Origin of the sequence: Saccharopolyspora antimicrobica (assembly GCF_003635025.1) — a bacterium.
GTDB classification, from domain to species: domain Bacteria; phylum Actinomycetota; class Actinomycetes; order Mycobacteriales; family Pseudonocardiaceae; genus Saccharopolyspora; species Saccharopolyspora antimicrobica.
Window position 1 is genome coordinate 5,204,576 of the sequence record NZ_RBXX01000002.1, and the last position, 14,365, is coordinate 5,218,940.

General features: G+C 70.8%; 13 protein-coding genes. 5 read left to right on the plus strand and 8 right to left on the minus strand.

Annotation, left to right across the window (positions count from 1 at the left end; all coding sequences use genetic code 11):
* Positions 1–52 precede the first annotated feature (52 nt).
* Together tal and tkt are read right to left on the minus strand one after the other, a co-directional pair.
* The gene (tal, locus tag ATL45_RS25045; protein WP_093155494.1) at positions 53–1,159 is read right to left on the minus strand and encodes a transaldolase; all 1,107 of its coding nucleotides are present in this window, start codon (positions 1,157–1,159) and stop codon (positions 53–55) included.
* Between the two features lie 14 nt (positions 1,160–1,173).
* Entirely contained in the window at positions 1,174–3,270 is a 2,097-nt protein-coding gene (gene tkt / locus ATL45_RS25050; RefSeq protein WP_211841283.1) for a transketolase, read from the minus strand.
* 390 nt (positions 3,271–3,660) lie between these two features.
* Here tkt and ATL45_RS25055 point away from each other — a divergent pair, with 390 nt between their 5' ends.
* Positions 3,661–4,635: a heme o synthase gene (locus ATL45_RS25055; protein ID WP_177242018.1), complete on the plus strand. Its 975-nt coding sequence runs from the start codon at positions 3,661–3,663 to the stop codon at positions 4,633–4,635.
* Positions 4,636–4,917: 282 nt separating this feature from the next.
* Here the strand turns inward: ATL45_RS25055 and ATL45_RS25060 are convergent, their stop codons facing one another.
* Positions 4,918–5,886, minus strand: a complete 969-nt coding sequence (locus ATL45_RS25060) for a quinone oxidoreductase family protein (RefSeq protein ID WP_093155495.1) — start codon at positions 5,884–5,886, stop codon at positions 4,918–4,920.
* An 84-nt stretch (positions 5,887–5,970) separates the two neighbouring features.
* On the opposite strand from ATL45_RS25060, the gene ATL45_RS25065 reads away from it, so the two are divergent.
* Positions 5,971–6,276, plus strand: a complete 306-nt coding sequence (locus tag ATL45_RS25065; RefSeq protein ID WP_093155497.1) for a hypothetical protein — start codon at positions 5,971–5,973, stop codon at positions 6,274–6,276.
* 99 nt (positions 6,277–6,375) lie between these two features.
* Positions 6,376–6,870: a GbsR/MarR family transcriptional regulator gene (locus ATL45_RS25070; RefSeq protein WP_093155498.1), complete on the plus strand. Its 495-nt coding sequence runs from the start codon at positions 6,376–6,378 to the stop codon at positions 6,868–6,870.
* 23 nt (positions 6,871–6,893) lie between these two features.
* Here ATL45_RS25070 and ATL45_RS25075 read toward each other — a convergent pair whose 3' ends face one another.
* The 5 genes from ATL45_RS25075 to mptB all read right to left on the minus strand — a co-directional run bounded on the left by ATL45_RS25075 (position 6,894) and on the right by mptB (position 12,040).
* Positions 6,894–7,847 (minus strand): COX15/CtaA family protein, encoded by a 954-nt coding sequence (locus tag ATL45_RS25075; RefSeq protein WP_093155500.1) that lies wholly within the window; start codon positions 7,845–7,847, stop codon positions 6,894–6,896.
* Between the two features lie 47 nt (positions 7,848–7,894).
* Positions 7,895–8,743 carry an SCO6745 family protein gene (locus ATL45_RS25080; protein WP_093155702.1) on the minus strand — a complete coding sequence of 283 codons (849 nt, stop codon included), beginning with the start codon at positions 8,741–8,743 and terminating at the stop codon, positions 7,895–7,897.
* 20 nt (positions 8,744–8,763) lie between these two features.
* Complete coding sequence (locus ATL45_RS25085) at positions 8,764–9,480, minus strand: ABC transporter permease (protein WP_093155703.1); 717 nt, start codon at positions 9,478–9,480, stop codon at positions 8,764–8,766.
* A gap of 89 nt (positions 9,481–9,569) precedes the next feature.
* The gene (locus ATL45_RS25090; protein ID WP_093155705.1) at positions 9,570–10,505 is read right to left on the minus strand and encodes an ABC transporter ATP-binding protein; all 936 of its coding nucleotides are present in this window, start codon (positions 10,503–10,505) and stop codon (positions 9,570–9,572) included.
* Between the two features lie 11 nt (positions 10,506–10,516).
* The gene (gene mptB / locus ATL45_RS25095) at positions 10,517–12,040 is read right to left on the minus strand and encodes a polyprenol phosphomannose-dependent alpha 1,6 mannosyltransferase MptB (protein ID WP_246025527.1); all 1,524 of its coding nucleotides are present in this window, start codon (positions 12,038–12,040) and stop codon (positions 10,517–10,519) included.
* A gap of 118 nt (positions 12,041–12,158) precedes the next feature.
* On the opposite strand from mptB, the gene ATL45_RS25100 reads away from it, so the two are divergent.
* Both ATL45_RS25100 and sufB read left to right on the plus strand, forming a co-directional pair.
* Positions 12,159–12,914, plus strand: a complete 756-nt coding sequence (locus ATL45_RS25100) for a helix-turn-helix transcriptional regulator (RefSeq protein ID WP_093155503.1) — start codon at positions 12,159–12,161, stop codon at positions 12,912–12,914.
* Entirely contained in the window at positions 12,911–14,365 is a 1,455-nt protein-coding gene (gene sufB, locus ATL45_RS25105; protein ID WP_093155504.1) for a Fe-S cluster assembly protein SufB, read from the plus strand. Before ATL45_RS25100 ends, sufB begins: the two co-directional genes overlap by 4 nt.

The following is a 14,365-nucleotide window of genomic DNA, read 5'->3' on the forward strand; positions in this document are numbered from 1 at the left end:
CCCGGAGACGCGGCAGCGGGGCCGGTTCGGGAAACCGGCCCCGCCACAACGCTTACTTGGCCTGCTCGAGCTGCTGGGCGACCGTGTCCAGCAGTTCGCTCCAGGACTTCTCGAACTTCTCGACGCCCTCGCGCTCCAGCACCGCGAACACGTCGTCGAGGTCGATGCCCGCGCCCGACAGGTCGTCGAAGACCTGCTGCGAGGCGGCAGCGGTGCCGCTGACCGTGTCGCCGCGCACGTCGGCGTGGTCGGCGGTGGCCTTCAGGGTCGCCTCCGGCATGGTGTTCACCGTGTTCGGCGCGACCAGCTCGTCCACGTAGCGGGTGTCGGAGTAGGCCGGGTCCTTCACGCCGGTGGAGGCCCACAGCGGACGCTGCGCCTTGGCGCCGTCGGCGGCCAGCGCCTTCCAGCGCTCGGTGCCGAAGACCTCCTCGTAGGCCGCGTAGGCCAGGCGGGCGTTGGCGATCGCGGCCTTGCCGCGCAGCGCCTCACCACCGGAGATCTTCTCCAGCCGCTTGTCGATCTCGGTGTCCACGCGGGACACGAAGAACGACGCGACCGAGGCGATCTGGGCGAGGTCGTGGCCGTTGGCCTTCGCCTGCTCCAGACCGGCCAGGAAGGCGTCCATCACGTCGCGGTAGCGCTGCACCGAGAAGATCAGCGTGACGTTGACGCTGATGCCCTCGGCCAGCACGCGGGTGATCGCGGGCAGGCCCTCCACGGTGGCCGGGATCTTGACCATCAGGTTCGGCCGGTCCACGGCCTTCCACAGGTCGACGGCCTCGGCCACGGTGCGCTCGGTGTCGTGCGCCAGCCGCGGGTCGACCTCCAGCGAGACGCGGCCGTCGACGCCACCGGACTGCTCGTGGACGTTGCGGAAGATGTCCGCGGCGTCGCGCACGTCAGCGGTGGTCAGCTCGCGGACGGTGTCGTCCACGCTCGCACCGCGGGCGGCCAGCTCGCGGACCTTCTCGTTGTAGTCGGCCGCGTTGGACAGCGCGTTGGCGAAGATCGTCGGGTTGCTGGTGACGCCGACGACCGCCTGGTCGGTGATCAGCTCGGCGAGGTTGCCCGAGGTGATCCGCTGGCGGGACAGGTCGTCCAGCCAGATCGAAACCCCGGCCTCGCTGAGCGCCTTGAGGTTCTGGTTGGTGGTCACAGGGTTTCCTCCGCTCACGCCTGCTGGGCGTTGCTCAGGCTGCGCCGGGCCGCCGCGACAACGGCGTCGACGGTGATGCCGAACTCGTTGTACAGGGTCTTGTAGTCCGCCGAGGCGCCGAAGTGCTCGATGGACACCGACTCACCGGCGTCCTTGACGAACCGGTACCACGGCATCGCGATGCCGGCCTCGACCGAGACGCGGGCCTTGACCGACTTCGGCAGCACCTGCTCGCGGTAGGCCTCGTCCTGCGCGTCGAACCACTCCACGCACGGCATCGAGATCACGCGAGTGGCAACGCCGTCGGCCTCCAGGATCTTCCGGGCCTCGACGGCCAGCTGAACCTCGGAGCCGGTGGCGATCAGCAGCAGCTGCGGCTCGCCGTTACCGGCCTCGGCCAGCACGTAACCGCCCTTGGCCACGCCCTCGGAGGTCACGCCCTCCAGCGTCGGCACGCCCTGGCGGGTCAGCGCCAGACCGGCCGGGCCGCTCGGGTCCTCCAGGATCTTCTGCCACGCCGCCGCGGTCTCGTTGGCGTCCGCCGGGCGGACCATCGAGAAGCCGGGGATGGCGCGCAGCGAGGCCACGTGCTCGATCGGCTGGTGCGTCGGGCCGTCCTCGCCGAGGCCGATGGAGTCGTGCGTCCACACGAAGATGGACGGGACCTTCATCAGCGCGGCGAGCCGCACCGCGGGACGCATGTAGTCGCTGAACACCAGGAAGGTGCCGCCGTAGGGGCGGGTGCCGCCGTGCAGCGCGATGCCGTTGAGGATCGCGCCCATCGCGTGCTCGCGGATGCCGAAGTGCAGCGTGCGGCCGTAGGGGTCGGCCGTCCAGGTGCTGGTGGAGATCGACGCCGGGCCGAACGAGTCGACGCCCTTCATCGTGGTGTTGTTGCTCTCCGCCAGGTCGGCCGAACCGCCCCAGAGCTCGGGCAGCACGTCGGCCAGCGCGTTGAGCACCTCACCGGAGGCCTTGCGGGTGGCGATGGACTTGCCGTCGGCCTCCCAGGTCGGCAGCTTCTCCTGCCAGCCGGCCGGCAGCTCGCGGGTGGCCAGCCGGTCCAGCAGCGCCTTGCGCTCCGGGTTGGCCGCCGCCCACTTGTCGAAGGCGACCTGCCACTCGGCGTGCGCGGCCTCGCCGCGGGCCGCGACCTCGCGGGCGTGCGCCAGCACCTCGGCGTCGACCTGGAAGGACTGCTCCGGGTCCAGGCCCAGCGCCTTCTTGACCCCGGCGACCTCGTCGGCACCGAGCGCGGCGCCGTGCGCCTTGCCGGTGTTCATCTTGGTCGGGGCCGGGTAGCCGATCACCGTGCGCAGCACGATCAGGGTCGGGCGGGAGGTCTCGGCCTTGGCGGTCTCGATGGCCTCCAGCAGGCCCTTGACGTCCTCGCCGCCGTGCACGGTGAGGACCTGCCAGCCGTAGGACTCGTAGCGCTTCGCGGTGTCCTCGGACAGCGCGATGCGGGTGTCGTCCTCGATGGAGATCTCGTTCGCGTCGTAGATCACCGTGAGGTTGCCCAGCTGCTGGGTACCGGCCAGCGACGACGCCTCGGAGGTGACGCCCTCCTCGATGTCGCCGTCGGAGGCGATCACGTAGATGTGGTGGTCGAACGGGCTCTCACCGGCGGCGGTCTCCGGGTCGAACAGACCGCGCTCGCGGCGGGCGGCGAAGGCCATGCCGACCGCGGTGGACAGGCCCTGCCCCAGCGGGCCGGTGGTGGTCTCCACCCCGGCGGTGTGCCCGTACTCCGGGTGGCCCGGGGTCTTCGAACCCCACTTGCGCAGCTGCTTGAGGTCCTCCAGCTCCAGGCCGTAGCCGGACAGGAACAGCTGCACGTACAGCGTCAGGCTCGAGTGACCCGCGGACAGCACGAAGCGGTCGCGGCCGATCCACTCCGGGTCGTTCGGGTCGTGTCGCATCACGCGCTGGAACAGCGCGTAGGCCGCCGGGGCCAGGCTCATCGCGGTGCCGGGGTGGCCGCTGCCGCAGTTCTCCACCGCATCGGCGGCCAGCACGCGAGCGGTGTCCACCGCGCGCTGGTCCAGCTCGCTCCAGTCTTCGGGCAGTCGCTTGGTGGTCAAGCGGGCAAGGTCGTCGGTGACGGACACGGACGCAGCTCCAAGTTTTTCCTTCGGCGGTATCCCGTTGACGGGTGAATGCGGTCGCTGGACCGATTCGAACCGCGGTTATCCCTCGTCCGACGGGCAGCCTAGTCGTGTCCGATCGGCCACGCGCCGACCCGTCTCAATTGCCGTCCCGCCGCCTGCGGGAGCGGCGGTGCGATGGCGCCGACCCTGCGCCAAGGGGTCGAATAGGCGCTGCACGGCGACCGGATCTCCGGCTGATCGCCGAACGTCACCAGAATACCGACAACGCTGCGTGACCAGGGTCACCGACGGTTTCCCGGCCACCCGCGCGATTCGGGTTTCAGTAGCGCGCCTACTATTCACTGGCGGTTGATCCCCGCGTCGTGCGCGGATCGGCCCAGTCGTCCGGAGATGCCCAAGGAGTGCCATGTCGTCGGTGAGCGCAGCGTCGTGACCACCACCGCCGACACCTCCCGCGAGCGCCACGCCCGCCGCCCCGCCGACCTGCTGAAGGCCTACGTCGGGCTGATCAAGCCCCGGGTCATCGAACTGCTGCTGGTCACCACCATCCCGGCGATGCTGCTGGCCGAGCGCGGCATCCCGTCGCCGTGGCTGGTGATCGCCACGCTGATCGGCGGCACCATGGCCGCGGGCAGCGCGAACGCGCTGAACTGCGTGGCCGACGCCGACATCGACCAGGTGATGAAGCGCACCAGGGCGCGCCCGCTGGTGCGGCACACCGTGTCCACCCGGCACGCGCTGGTCTTCGGCATCGCGCTGGGCGTGGGTTCCTTCGCCTGGCTGTGGGCGACGGCGAACCTGCTGGCCGCGTCGCTGGCGGTCGGCACGATCCTGTTCTACGTCTTCGTCTACACCCTGGTGCTCAAGCGCCGGACCGCGCAGAACATCGTCTGGGGCGGCGCGGCGGGCTGCATGCCGGTGGTGATCGGCTGGGCCGGGGTGACCGGGCGGATCGACTGGCCCGCGCTGGTGATGTTCGGCGTGATCTTCTTCTGGACGCCGCCGCACACCTGGTCGCTGGCGATGAAGTACAAGGACGACTACGAGCGCGCCGGCGTCCCGATGCTGCCGGTGGTCGCCGAGCCGACCTACGTCTCGCGCCAGATCGTGGCCTACACCTGGCTGATGGTGATCTGGACGCTGCTGCTGGTCCCGGCGACCGGCTGGCTCTACGCAGCCTTCGCGGTGCTGGCGGGCGTGTGGTTCCTGCTCCTTGCGCACCGGCTGCACGCGGCGACCAAGCGCGGCGAGAAGACCAAGCCGATGAAGCTGTTCCACATGTCCAACACGTACCTGATGATCGTGTTCGTGGCCCTGGCGGTCGACTCGGCGCTGGGCTTGCCGGTCCTCGGCTGGCCGTTCTGACCTGCCCCGACAGCGAATACCGGCGAACCTTTCATCCTGGTCGGTAACCGCAGCCGCGACGATCAACGTGCTCAGGCTGCGGACGGTGTCGCATGCGCCGCAGGCGCATAACCCACCCTCGCAGCTGGCACCGCCGCGGTTTCTCAGAGGTTTCCTGGCGAGGACGGCCCCTCCGCCGTGTATTCGTCATACATCAGGAGGGGCACCCGCAGTCCAGGAAGCCTCTGAGACTCCGTTACCCGCACCGCTACGCAGAACGAGCCTGGAAATTCCATTCCATTGTCACGGCAGGAGCAGGAGCTTCGCGGTGGTGCGGCGGCCTTCCAGGTCCTCGTGGGCGCGGCGGGCGTCCTCCAGCGGGTAGGTGCCGCCGATGCGGATGTCGAGCACCCCGGTGGCGATCCACTCGAACAGCTCACCGGCCCGCCAGTCCAGCTCGTCGCGGGTCAGGATGTGGTGCGCCAGGCTGGGTCGGGTCAGGAACACCGAACCCGCCGAGTTCAGCCGCTGCGGGTCCACCGGGGGCACCGGGCCGCTCGCCGCGCCGAACAGCGCGAGCAGGCCGCGCGGGCGGAGGCTGGCCAGACTGGCGTCGAAGGTGGTCTTGCCGACCCCGTCGTAGACCACGTCCACGCCGCGTCCGTCGGTGAGGTCGGAGACCGTGGCGGCCACGTCCTCCTCGGTGTAGCGGATGACCTCGTCGGCCCCGGCCTCGCGCGCCAGCTTCTCCTTCTCAGCGGTGGACACGGTGCCGATGACGTTGCCGCCGAGGTGCTTGACCAGCTGCGTCAGCAGCAGGCCCATGCCGCCGGCAGCGGCGTGCACCAGCGCGGTCTCCCCGGTGCGCACCGGGTGCGTGGAGGTGACCAGGTAGTGCGCGGTGAGGCCCTGCAGCAGCGCTGCGGCAGCGGTGCGGATGTCCACGCCCGCAGGCACCTGGACCGCCTTGTCGGCGGGCACCAGCGCCCGCTCGGCGTAGCTGCCCGGCGCCATCGCCCAGGCGACCCGGTCGCCCACCGAGAACCCGGTCACGCCCTCGCCCACCGCGACGACCTCGCCCGCGCCCTCGGAGCCGGGGGTGAAGGGCACCTGCATCGCGTAGGCGCCGCTGCGCTGGTAGGTGTCGATGAAGTTCACCCCGCTCGCGGCGACCTCGACCAGCAGTTGGCCGGGCTGCGGTTCCGGCGCGTCGATCTCGGTGAGCTGCAGGACCTCGGGCCCACCGTTGGCCGCTACCCGGATGGCTCGCATGCTGACTCCTTCGCTGTCGTCCTAGTCTGCTGCAACCTGCCCGCGCCGTCGGATCTTCCCGGCGGGCTGATTTAGGATTCGGTCATGACGGCTACCGAAGAAACCACCGCACCCGCGCCCAAGGCGATCGCGACGGCCAAGGCGTTCGTCGCCGCGCACGGCAAGTCCGCCCGCGCGGTCGTGGAGAACCTCGGCCAGGCCGGTGCCCGCGTCGTGCTGGTCGGCGACGACGGCCGCTTCGGCGACGTCATGGTGCCCGATGTCGCCACCGGCAACGCGCTGGTCGAGGCCGTGGAGGGGCTGTCCGCCCACGAGTGGGACGGCGAGACCGTCGGCGCGATGAAGATCGGCGCCGGGCACCGCCGGACGATGGGCGCGCGCACCAGCTGATCCCTTTCCGCTCCGCGACACGCCGGTCGGCGGCTGGTCGAAGTGTTCGCTGTGGTTTACCTTTTCAGCGAGTACTGAACTCGATCACTTGGAGCCGTCGTGCCCGACTACGTGCAGCGCACCGACCGACCGGCCATGTCGGAGTGGATCGAGCAGATGGCGGCGCACTTCGAAGCCAGCGAGGGCATGCCGCTGATCGCCGGGCGCGTCCTGGCGTTCCTGCTCGTCTGCGACCCGCCGGAGCGCACCGCCGCCGAGCTGTCCCTGGCGCTGGCCGCCAGCACCGGCTCGATCAGCACCAACGTGCGGCTGCTGATGCGGCTCGGCGTGGTCTCCAAGACGACCCGGCAGGGCCGCGAAGCGGCGCTGTACCGGGTGGAGGAGGACCGCTGGCCGGAGCTGGTGCGGCACCGGATGCAGCGGGTCACCGGCCTGGAGGAGCTGACCGCGGCCGGGCTGCGCATGTTCAGCGGCCAGGGCGAACGCGCCCGGCGCCTGCGCACGGTGCACGAGTTCTACCAGTGGCTGGCCGGTGAGATGCCGGATCTGTGGCGCCGCTGGGAGCGCGAGGGCAAGCCCAAGCTCCGCTTCTGACGCCACCGGCCTCCGAGCCGGGCTCAGACCGTCGCGGGCTCGGCGTCCTTCGCGGTGGTGGCCGGCTCGGGCAGCGGGCCGCGGTGGCGGGACTCGCCCCACAGCAGGGCGGTGATGATGATCACCAGCGTGGCCGCCGCCATGTGCAGCACGACCATCGCCTCCGGCACGCCGAGGTAGTACTGGACCGATCCGATCACGCCCTGGATCAGCACCATCGCGCAGGCCGAGCCGTAGGTCTTCAGCAGTGCCCTGGTGGGGCGGGCGCTGCGCAGCCACACGCCGAACACCGCGAGGATCAGCACGTAGGCCATCACCAGCAGGCCGTGCACCTGGACCAGGGTCTGCACCGGCAGGTCCAGGCGCGGGGTGTCCGGGTCACCGGCGTGCGGGCCCGCCGCGGTCACCAACGTGCCCGCGATCAGCACCGCCGCGGTCACCGCGGTGAGCGCGACCAGCAGCCTGCGCATCGGCGTCGGCACCACGCCGACCGGCTCGCGGTCGCCCTCCTTGGTGGCCTTGTAGAGGATCGTGGCCAGCCAGATCAGCACCGCCGACGCCATGAAGTGCACCGACACGCTCCACCAGGCCAGGTTCAGCAGGACCGTGAAGCCGCCGATGACCGCCTGCGCGGCCACGCCCACCGGCATGATCAGCGCCAGCCGGATCAGCCGCTTGCGCCGTGGCATGCACCGCAGCGCGGCCAGGAAGCAGGCCAGCGCGACGAAGCCGATCACGCCGGTCAGCAGCCGGTTGCCGAACTCGATCACCTGGTGCAGCGTCGCCACCTCGGGGTGCTCGATGGGCACCATGCTGCCGGGGAAGCACTGCGGCCAGGTCGGGCAGCCGAGCCCGGAACCCGTCACGCGAACCGTCACACCGGTCACCGAGATCAGCGCCTGCATCACCAGCACCGCGAGCGCCAGGTTGCGCACGACGCGCGGGGACGGGCGGGAGATCCAAGTAGGAAGCGGCACGGTCCGATGGTAGCCGCGGCCCGGAATCGCCCGTCCGCAGGCCTGATTCAGTCGCGGCCGAAGAGATCGCGGGGGATCGCACCGGCCTTCAGCAGTGCTCGGGTCAGCTCGCGGCCGTTGTCGATCAGCGCTGCTGCCTTCTCCTCGCCCAGCGCACGCCACGGGGGCATCGACATCGCGTCGGTCCCGGCCTCGAGCTCCTCGCGCAGCGCGATGCCCGCCTGGCTGATCCCGCCGTCCTCTCCGACCAGGCCGCGCTCGCGCAGCTCCCGCTCGGCCTCGGCCCACTGCGATTCGCTCCACCCGCGCAGCTCCCGCGCCGCCGAAGGCTTGAAACCCTCGCCGGTCGAGCTGTGCAGCACCAGAGCCTGCAGACCGCTGAGCTCGGCGCGCTGCAGCGCTGCGATGTGCGCGTCGCCGCGGAACTCGCGCAGCAGGGTCACCGCGTGCCAGAGCTGCAAGTGCGGCTCATCCGGCCAGTCCAGGTCGGCGTGCGCCGCGAAGAGCGGCTTGCCATCCGGAGCGCACGCCCGGCTGGCCTCGCGCGCCAGTTCCGCTGCTTCGGTGACCGCCGCGGAGTCGACGGCATCCCCGAGCATCCGGCGCAGGGCCGCGTCGGCCGCGCGGAAGCGGGTCTCGACCACCGTGCTCGGAGACGCGATCGACCAGGCGCGGGGGATGGCCTCGGCGATCGAGACGGGGTTGAAGTTGTAGAAGGTCGCCGCCACCACACCGGGCCCGACCGGGCCCATCACGGCCGCGCGGCCCGCGAAGTACGACATCCGGCCCCGGTCCAGACCGAGCCCGGCGTAACCGTCCGCGGCCTCCGGCGCGAAGTAGATCATCGAGTGGATGACTTCCAGGGCGTTCTTGGCCTGGCGGGCGATCTCCGTCATGGCCACACCCTGCCACCGGCTCAGGTCAGGCGAAATGTGCGCACGGCCACACCACCGCACGCCGCGCCCCAGGCGAGGAGCACGACGATCGGCTGCACTCCCGGCAGCGAACCGTCGACCAGCACCGCGTCCAGCGCCGCGGAAAGCGCGCCCGATGGCAGGAACCCGGCCAGCACGCTCAGCGGCCCGGGCAGATCGGCGGCGGGCAGGGCCAGGCCACCAGCCAGCAGCAGCACGAACCAGATCGCGTTGGCCAGCGCCAGCACGATCTCGGCGCGCAACGCACCACCGACCAGCACCCCGGCCGCTCCGAAGGCGAGCGTGCCCAGCACCAGCAGCGGGACGGCAGGCAGCAGCCCGGAGAGCTCCGGCGACCACCCCAGCAGCACCGCGGCGACTCCCAGCACGACCGCCTGCAACGCCACCACCAGCAGCGTCGCCAGCACCCGGCCGGAGATGAGCGTCCAGCGCGGCAGCGCCGTCGCCGACAGGCGCTTCAGCACCCCGTAGCGGCGGTCGAAGCCCAGTGCGATGGCCTGCCCGGTGAACGCCGTGGACATCACCGCCAGCGCCAGGATGCGCGGCATCACCGAGTTCACCCGGGGCTCCGGCAGATCGCCGATGTTCAGGGTGCTCAGGCCGATCAGCAGCGCCAGCGGGATGATCAGCGTGAGCAGCGCCTGCTCGCCGTGCCGGATGATCAGCAGCGCCTCGACCCGGGTCTGCGCGAGCAGCATCCGGAGCGGGCGGCCCCGGCCCGGTGCCGGGGCGAAGGTCCCGGCCGGGAACTGGGCGCCGAGCGGCGGTGCGGCGTTGGCCTCGGCGTTCACGATCGCAGCTCCCGTCCGGTCAGTTCCAGGAAGACGTCCTCCAGGCTGCGGCGGGCCACCCGCAGCTCGTTCGCCAGCACCCCGTGCTGCGCGCACCAGGCGGTCACCGTGGAGACCACCTGCGGGTCGACGTGCCCGCGCACCACGTAGTCACCCGGCCGCAGCTCGCTGGCCTGGCAGTCCTCCGGCAGCGCGGCCAGCAGCAGGTTCAGGTCCAGCCCGGTCTGGGAGCGGAACCGCAGCTCCTGCTTGCCGTCCTCGGGCTCGGTCAGCTCCGCAGCGGTGCCGTCGGCGACCGCGCGGCCGTGGTCCACGATCACCACCCGGTCCGCCAGCGCCTCGGCCTCGTCCATCAGGTGCGTCGTGAGCAGCACGCTGACCCCGTCGCGGCGCAGCGCGCCGACCAGGTCCCAGACCAGCCGCCGCGCCTGCGGGTCCAGGCCCGCGGTGGGTTCGTCGAGGAACACCAGCTCCGGGCGCCCGACCAGCGCGCACGCCAGCGAGAGCCGCTGCTGCTGACCGCCGGAGAGCCGCTTGTACGGGGTGCGGCGGGCGTTGTCCAGCCCGAGCACCTCCAGCAGCCAGGCCGGATCCAGCGGATCGGCGGCGCAGGCGGCGACCAGGTCCAGCATCTCGTCGGCCCGCACGCCGGGATAGGCGCCGCCGCCCTGCGGCATCACGCCGATCCGCGGCCGCAACGCCTCGGACTGGGTGCGCGGGTCCAGGCCGAGCACCCGGACCTCGCCGGCGTCGGGGCGCTGGAAGCCCTCGCAGATCTCCACCGTCGTCGTCTTGCCCGCGCCGTTCGGCCCGAGCAGCGCCAGCACGCTGCCGCGCGGCATGCACAGGTCGAGGCCTGCGACGGCGACGGTGTCACCGAAGCGCTTCTTCAGCCCGCGCAGCTGGACGGCCGGACCATCGGCGTTGCTCACGAAATCCAAGCCTATTGCGTGACCGGCCGAACACCGCCGCGGGTCGGCAGCAGCCGCGGCACCTTGCCGCGCACCAGCCACAGCGTGATCGCGAAGGCGATCACCGCGGCGATGACGGCCAGCGGGATCTGGTAGGCGCGCAGCGGGAATCCGGCCCCGGTCGGCGGCACGAACAGCGACACCGCGGCGCAGATCACCGCGGCGGTGACCCGGAACCGGCTGTTGTTCGTCGCCAGCGCCAGCGGCGCCACCGACCACAGCAGGTACCAGGGCCACAGCACCGGCACGGCCAGCGCCAGCGTCAGGTAGGTGATGCCCAGCCCGGCCAGCGGCTCGATGCGGCCGCGGAAGGACAGCCACAGCATCTGCAGGCACACCACGGCGACCACCAGGTAGCCGACGATCTTGGTGATCACCAGCATCGCGTCGGTCTGGTTGCCCAGCCCCAGCAGCGTGCTCAGCCCGCCACCGGTCATGCCGAACGCGGTCAGCGGTGCCATGAACGTCTTGACCCGGTTGGGCACGTCGAAGGTGTCGATCCAGCCCAGCCCCCAGCCGCTGGCCACCGTGATCACCGTCATGGTGGTCAGGAACACCGCCGTCAGCAGCGCCGCCACCTGCACCAGGTCGCGGAACCTGCCGCCCTTGCGCAGCGCCAGGTAGATGCCGAAGAAGCCGAGCGCGATCCAGCCCGGCGGCTTGATCGCCCCGGCCACGCTCAGCAGCACGCCGGCGGCGATGGTGCCCGGCACCGTCTGGTAGCGCAGCCCCAGCTCGATCGCGGCCAGCATGATGCCGACCATCAGCGCCTCGTTGTGCATGCCGCTGACCACGTGGAACAGCACGATCGGGTTCGCCGCGCCGAGCCACAGCGCGGCGGCCGGGTGCACGCCGCAGCGCCGTGCCAGCCGCGGGATCGCCCAGATCGCCAGGGCCAGGCCGCACAGCATCACCGCGCGCCACACCAGCACCCCGAACACCACGTTGTCGCCCACGATGCGGGAGATGACCTGGCCGAACATCAGGAACAGCGGGCCGTACGGGGACGGGGTGTCGCGCCAGATGTTGGGCACGTTCGCGGTGAACGGGTGATCCACGCCCAGCGCGGCGGCCGAGCCCAGCACGTACGGGTTGAAGCCGCGCGCGGCCACCTCGCTCTGCGCCAGGTAGCTGTACATGTCGGTGCTGAACAGCGGCGGCGCCAGGGCCAGCGGCAGCGCCCACATCGCCAGCGTGCGGGCCAGCTGGGTGACCGACAGCATGCGGCCGCGGCCCGGCCAGCACAGCCGGCCCAGCCACAGCCAGGCCACCACGATCATCAGGATGCCCAGCCAGCAGCAGGCCATCGCCACCGTCGGCACCCGGACCGGCAGGCCGATCAGCCGCGCCCCGGACAGCGGGTTGTCCACCGGGGCCGCTCCGGCGCCGATCGAGCCGATGGCGAGCACCAGCGAGCCGGTGGTGCCGAACCGGCGGACCACGTCGAGCTGTCGCCGCTCGCCGCGGTCCAGAGGCTCCGCCGCCTCTTCGGTCACTGGTCGTCTGCTCGTCGATTCGCCTGCCGCCACGACGACGAAGCGTAATCGCGTGAGTCAGCTCACGGGCGCGCCCCGCAGCCTGGTGCCCTGAGCTGAAATAGGTAACATTCGTGTTGTGAAAAAAGTCGGGACGTCAACCGCTGCGGCGGCCGAGCCGGGCCAAGCCGCCCAGCACGGTGCGCACGGCGATGGGCGCACCCGGCACACAGTTGCGCGGTTGCTGCTGGAACGGGGACCGATCACCGCCGCGGCGGTGGCCGAAGAACTCGGGCTGAGCCCCACCGCGGTGCGCCGGCACCTCGACGTGCTGGTCGCCGAAGGCGAGGCCTACACCCGGGAAGCCTCCCCGCGGAGTCGTCGCGGTCGTGGCCGGCCGGCCAAGCTCTTCCTGCTCACCGAGGTGGGACGGGCGCGGTTCGGGCACGCCTACGACGACTTGGCGGTGGCGGCGCTGCGGTTCATCGCCGAACACGCCGGTGAGCAGGCGGTGCGCGAGTTCGCCGAGCGACGGATGGCCGCTCTGGTGGCCAACCACCGCGAGGCGCTGGCCGCCGCCGGCGACCCGGCCGAACGCGCGGAGGCCCTCGCCGACGCGCTCACCAGGGAGGGCTACGCTGCCTCGACGCGAAGCGTCGGAAGCGGCGAGCAGCTCTGCCAGCACCACTGCCCGGTGGCGCACGTCGCTGCGGACTTCCCGCAGCTGTGCGAGGCCGAGACAGCGGCTTTCGCCGAAGTACTCGGCACCCACGTGCAGCGGCTGGCCACCATCGCGAACGGCGATTCGGTGTGCACCACGCACGTGCCGACCACGCGGTTCGCGGATCCCGACCCGAACACCGCCCCGATTCCTGATGGAGGGGAGTCCGTATGACTGCCGCTGCGGAGCAGCGCACACCCACCACGGCTGACCAGCAGTTGAGCCAGGACGAGATCCTGGCCAGCGTCGGCAGCTACGAGTACGGCTGGGCCGACCCGGACGTTGCGGGTGCCAGCGCCCGCCGTGGCCTCAACGAGAACGTCGTGCGCGACATCTCGGCGAAGAAGGACGAGCCCGAGTGGATGCTCGAGGACCGGCTCAAGGCGCTGCGGCTGTTCGACCGCAAGCCGATGCCCAACTGGGGCGCCGACCTCTCCGGCATCGACTTCGACAACATCAAGTACTTCGTCCGCTCCACCGAGCAGCAGGCCCAGACCTGGGAAGACCTGCCCGAGGACATCAAGAACACCTACGACAAGCTGGGCATCCCCGAGGCCGAGAAGCAGCGCCTCGTGGCCGGTGTGGCCGCCCAGTACGAGTCGGAGGTCGTCTACCACAAGATCCGCGAGGACCTCGAGGAGCAGGGTGTCGTCTTCCTGGACACCGACACCGCTCTGAAGGAACACCCGGAGCTGTTCAAGGAGTACTTCGGCTCGGTCATCCCGGCCGGTGACAACAAGTTCTCCGCGCTGAACACCGCGGTGTGGTCGGGCGGTTCGTTCATCTACGTGCCGCCGGGCGTGCACGTGGACATCCCGCTGCAGGCCTACTTCCGGATCAACACCGAGAACATGGGCCAGTTCGAGCGGACCCTGATCATCGTCGACGAGGGTGCCTACGTGCACTACGTCGAGGGCTGCACCGCCCCGATCTACTCCAGCGACTCGCTGCACTCGGCTGTCGTGGAGATCATCGTCAAGAAGGGCGGCCGCTGCCGCTACACGACGATCCAGAACTGGTCGACCAACGTCTACAACCTGGTCACCAAGCGCGCCAAGGCCGAAGAGGGCGCGACCATGGAGTGGGTCGACGGCAACCTCGGCTCCAAGGTCACCATGAAGTACCCGTCGGTGTTCCTGATGGGCGAGCACGCCAAGGGCGAAGTGCTCTCGGTGGCGTTCGCCGGCGAGGGCCAGCACCAGGACACGGGCGCGAAGATGGAGCACCTGGCGCCGCGCACCTCCTCGACGATCGTGTCCAAGTCGATCGCCCGCGGTGGTGGCCGCGCCTCCTACCGGGGCCTGGTGAAGGTCGCCAAGCGCGCCCACCAGTCCTCGTCCAACGTCAAGTGCGACGCGCTGCTGGTCGACACCATCAGCCGCTCCGACACCTACCCGTACGTGGACGTCCGCGTCGACGACGTGTCGATGGGCCACGAGGCGACGGTGTCCAAGGTCAGCGATGACCAGCTGTTCTACCTGATGCAGCGCGGTCTGACCGAGGACGAGGCGATGGCGGTGATCGTGCGCGGCTTCGTCGAGCCGATCGCCCGCGAGCTGCCGATGGAATACGCACTGGAACTGAACCGACTGATCGAGCTGCAGATGGAAGGGGCCGTCGGCTGA

What these genes read in the sequence shown, in the direction of transcription:
- ATL45_RS25080 (WP_093155702.1), bottom strand. Translation starts at nt 8,743, where the DNA reads ATGACGGAGATCGCCCGCCAGGCCAAGAACGCCCTGGAAGTCATCCAC.
- ATL45_RS25065 (WP_093155497.1), top strand. Translation starts at nt 5,971, where the DNA reads ATGACGGCTACCGAAGAAACCACCGCACCCGCGCCCAAGGCGATCGCG.
- ATL45_RS25060 (WP_093155495.1), bottom strand. Translation starts at nt 5,886, where the DNA reads ATGCGAGCCATCCGGGTAGCGGCCAACGGTGGGCCCGAGGTCCTGCAG.
- ATL45_RS25055 (WP_177242018.1), top strand. Translation starts at nt 3,661, where the DNA reads ATGCCCAAGGAGTGCCATGTCGTCGGTGAGCGCAGCGTCGTGACCACC.
- sufB (WP_093155504.1), top strand. Translation starts at nt 12,911, where the DNA reads ATGACTGCCGCTGCGGAGCAGCGCACACCCACCACGGCTGACCAGCAG.
- ATL45_RS25085 (WP_093155703.1), bottom strand. Translation starts at nt 9,480, where the DNA reads ATGCTGCTCGCGCAGACCCGGGTCGAGGCGCTGCTGATCATCCGGCAC.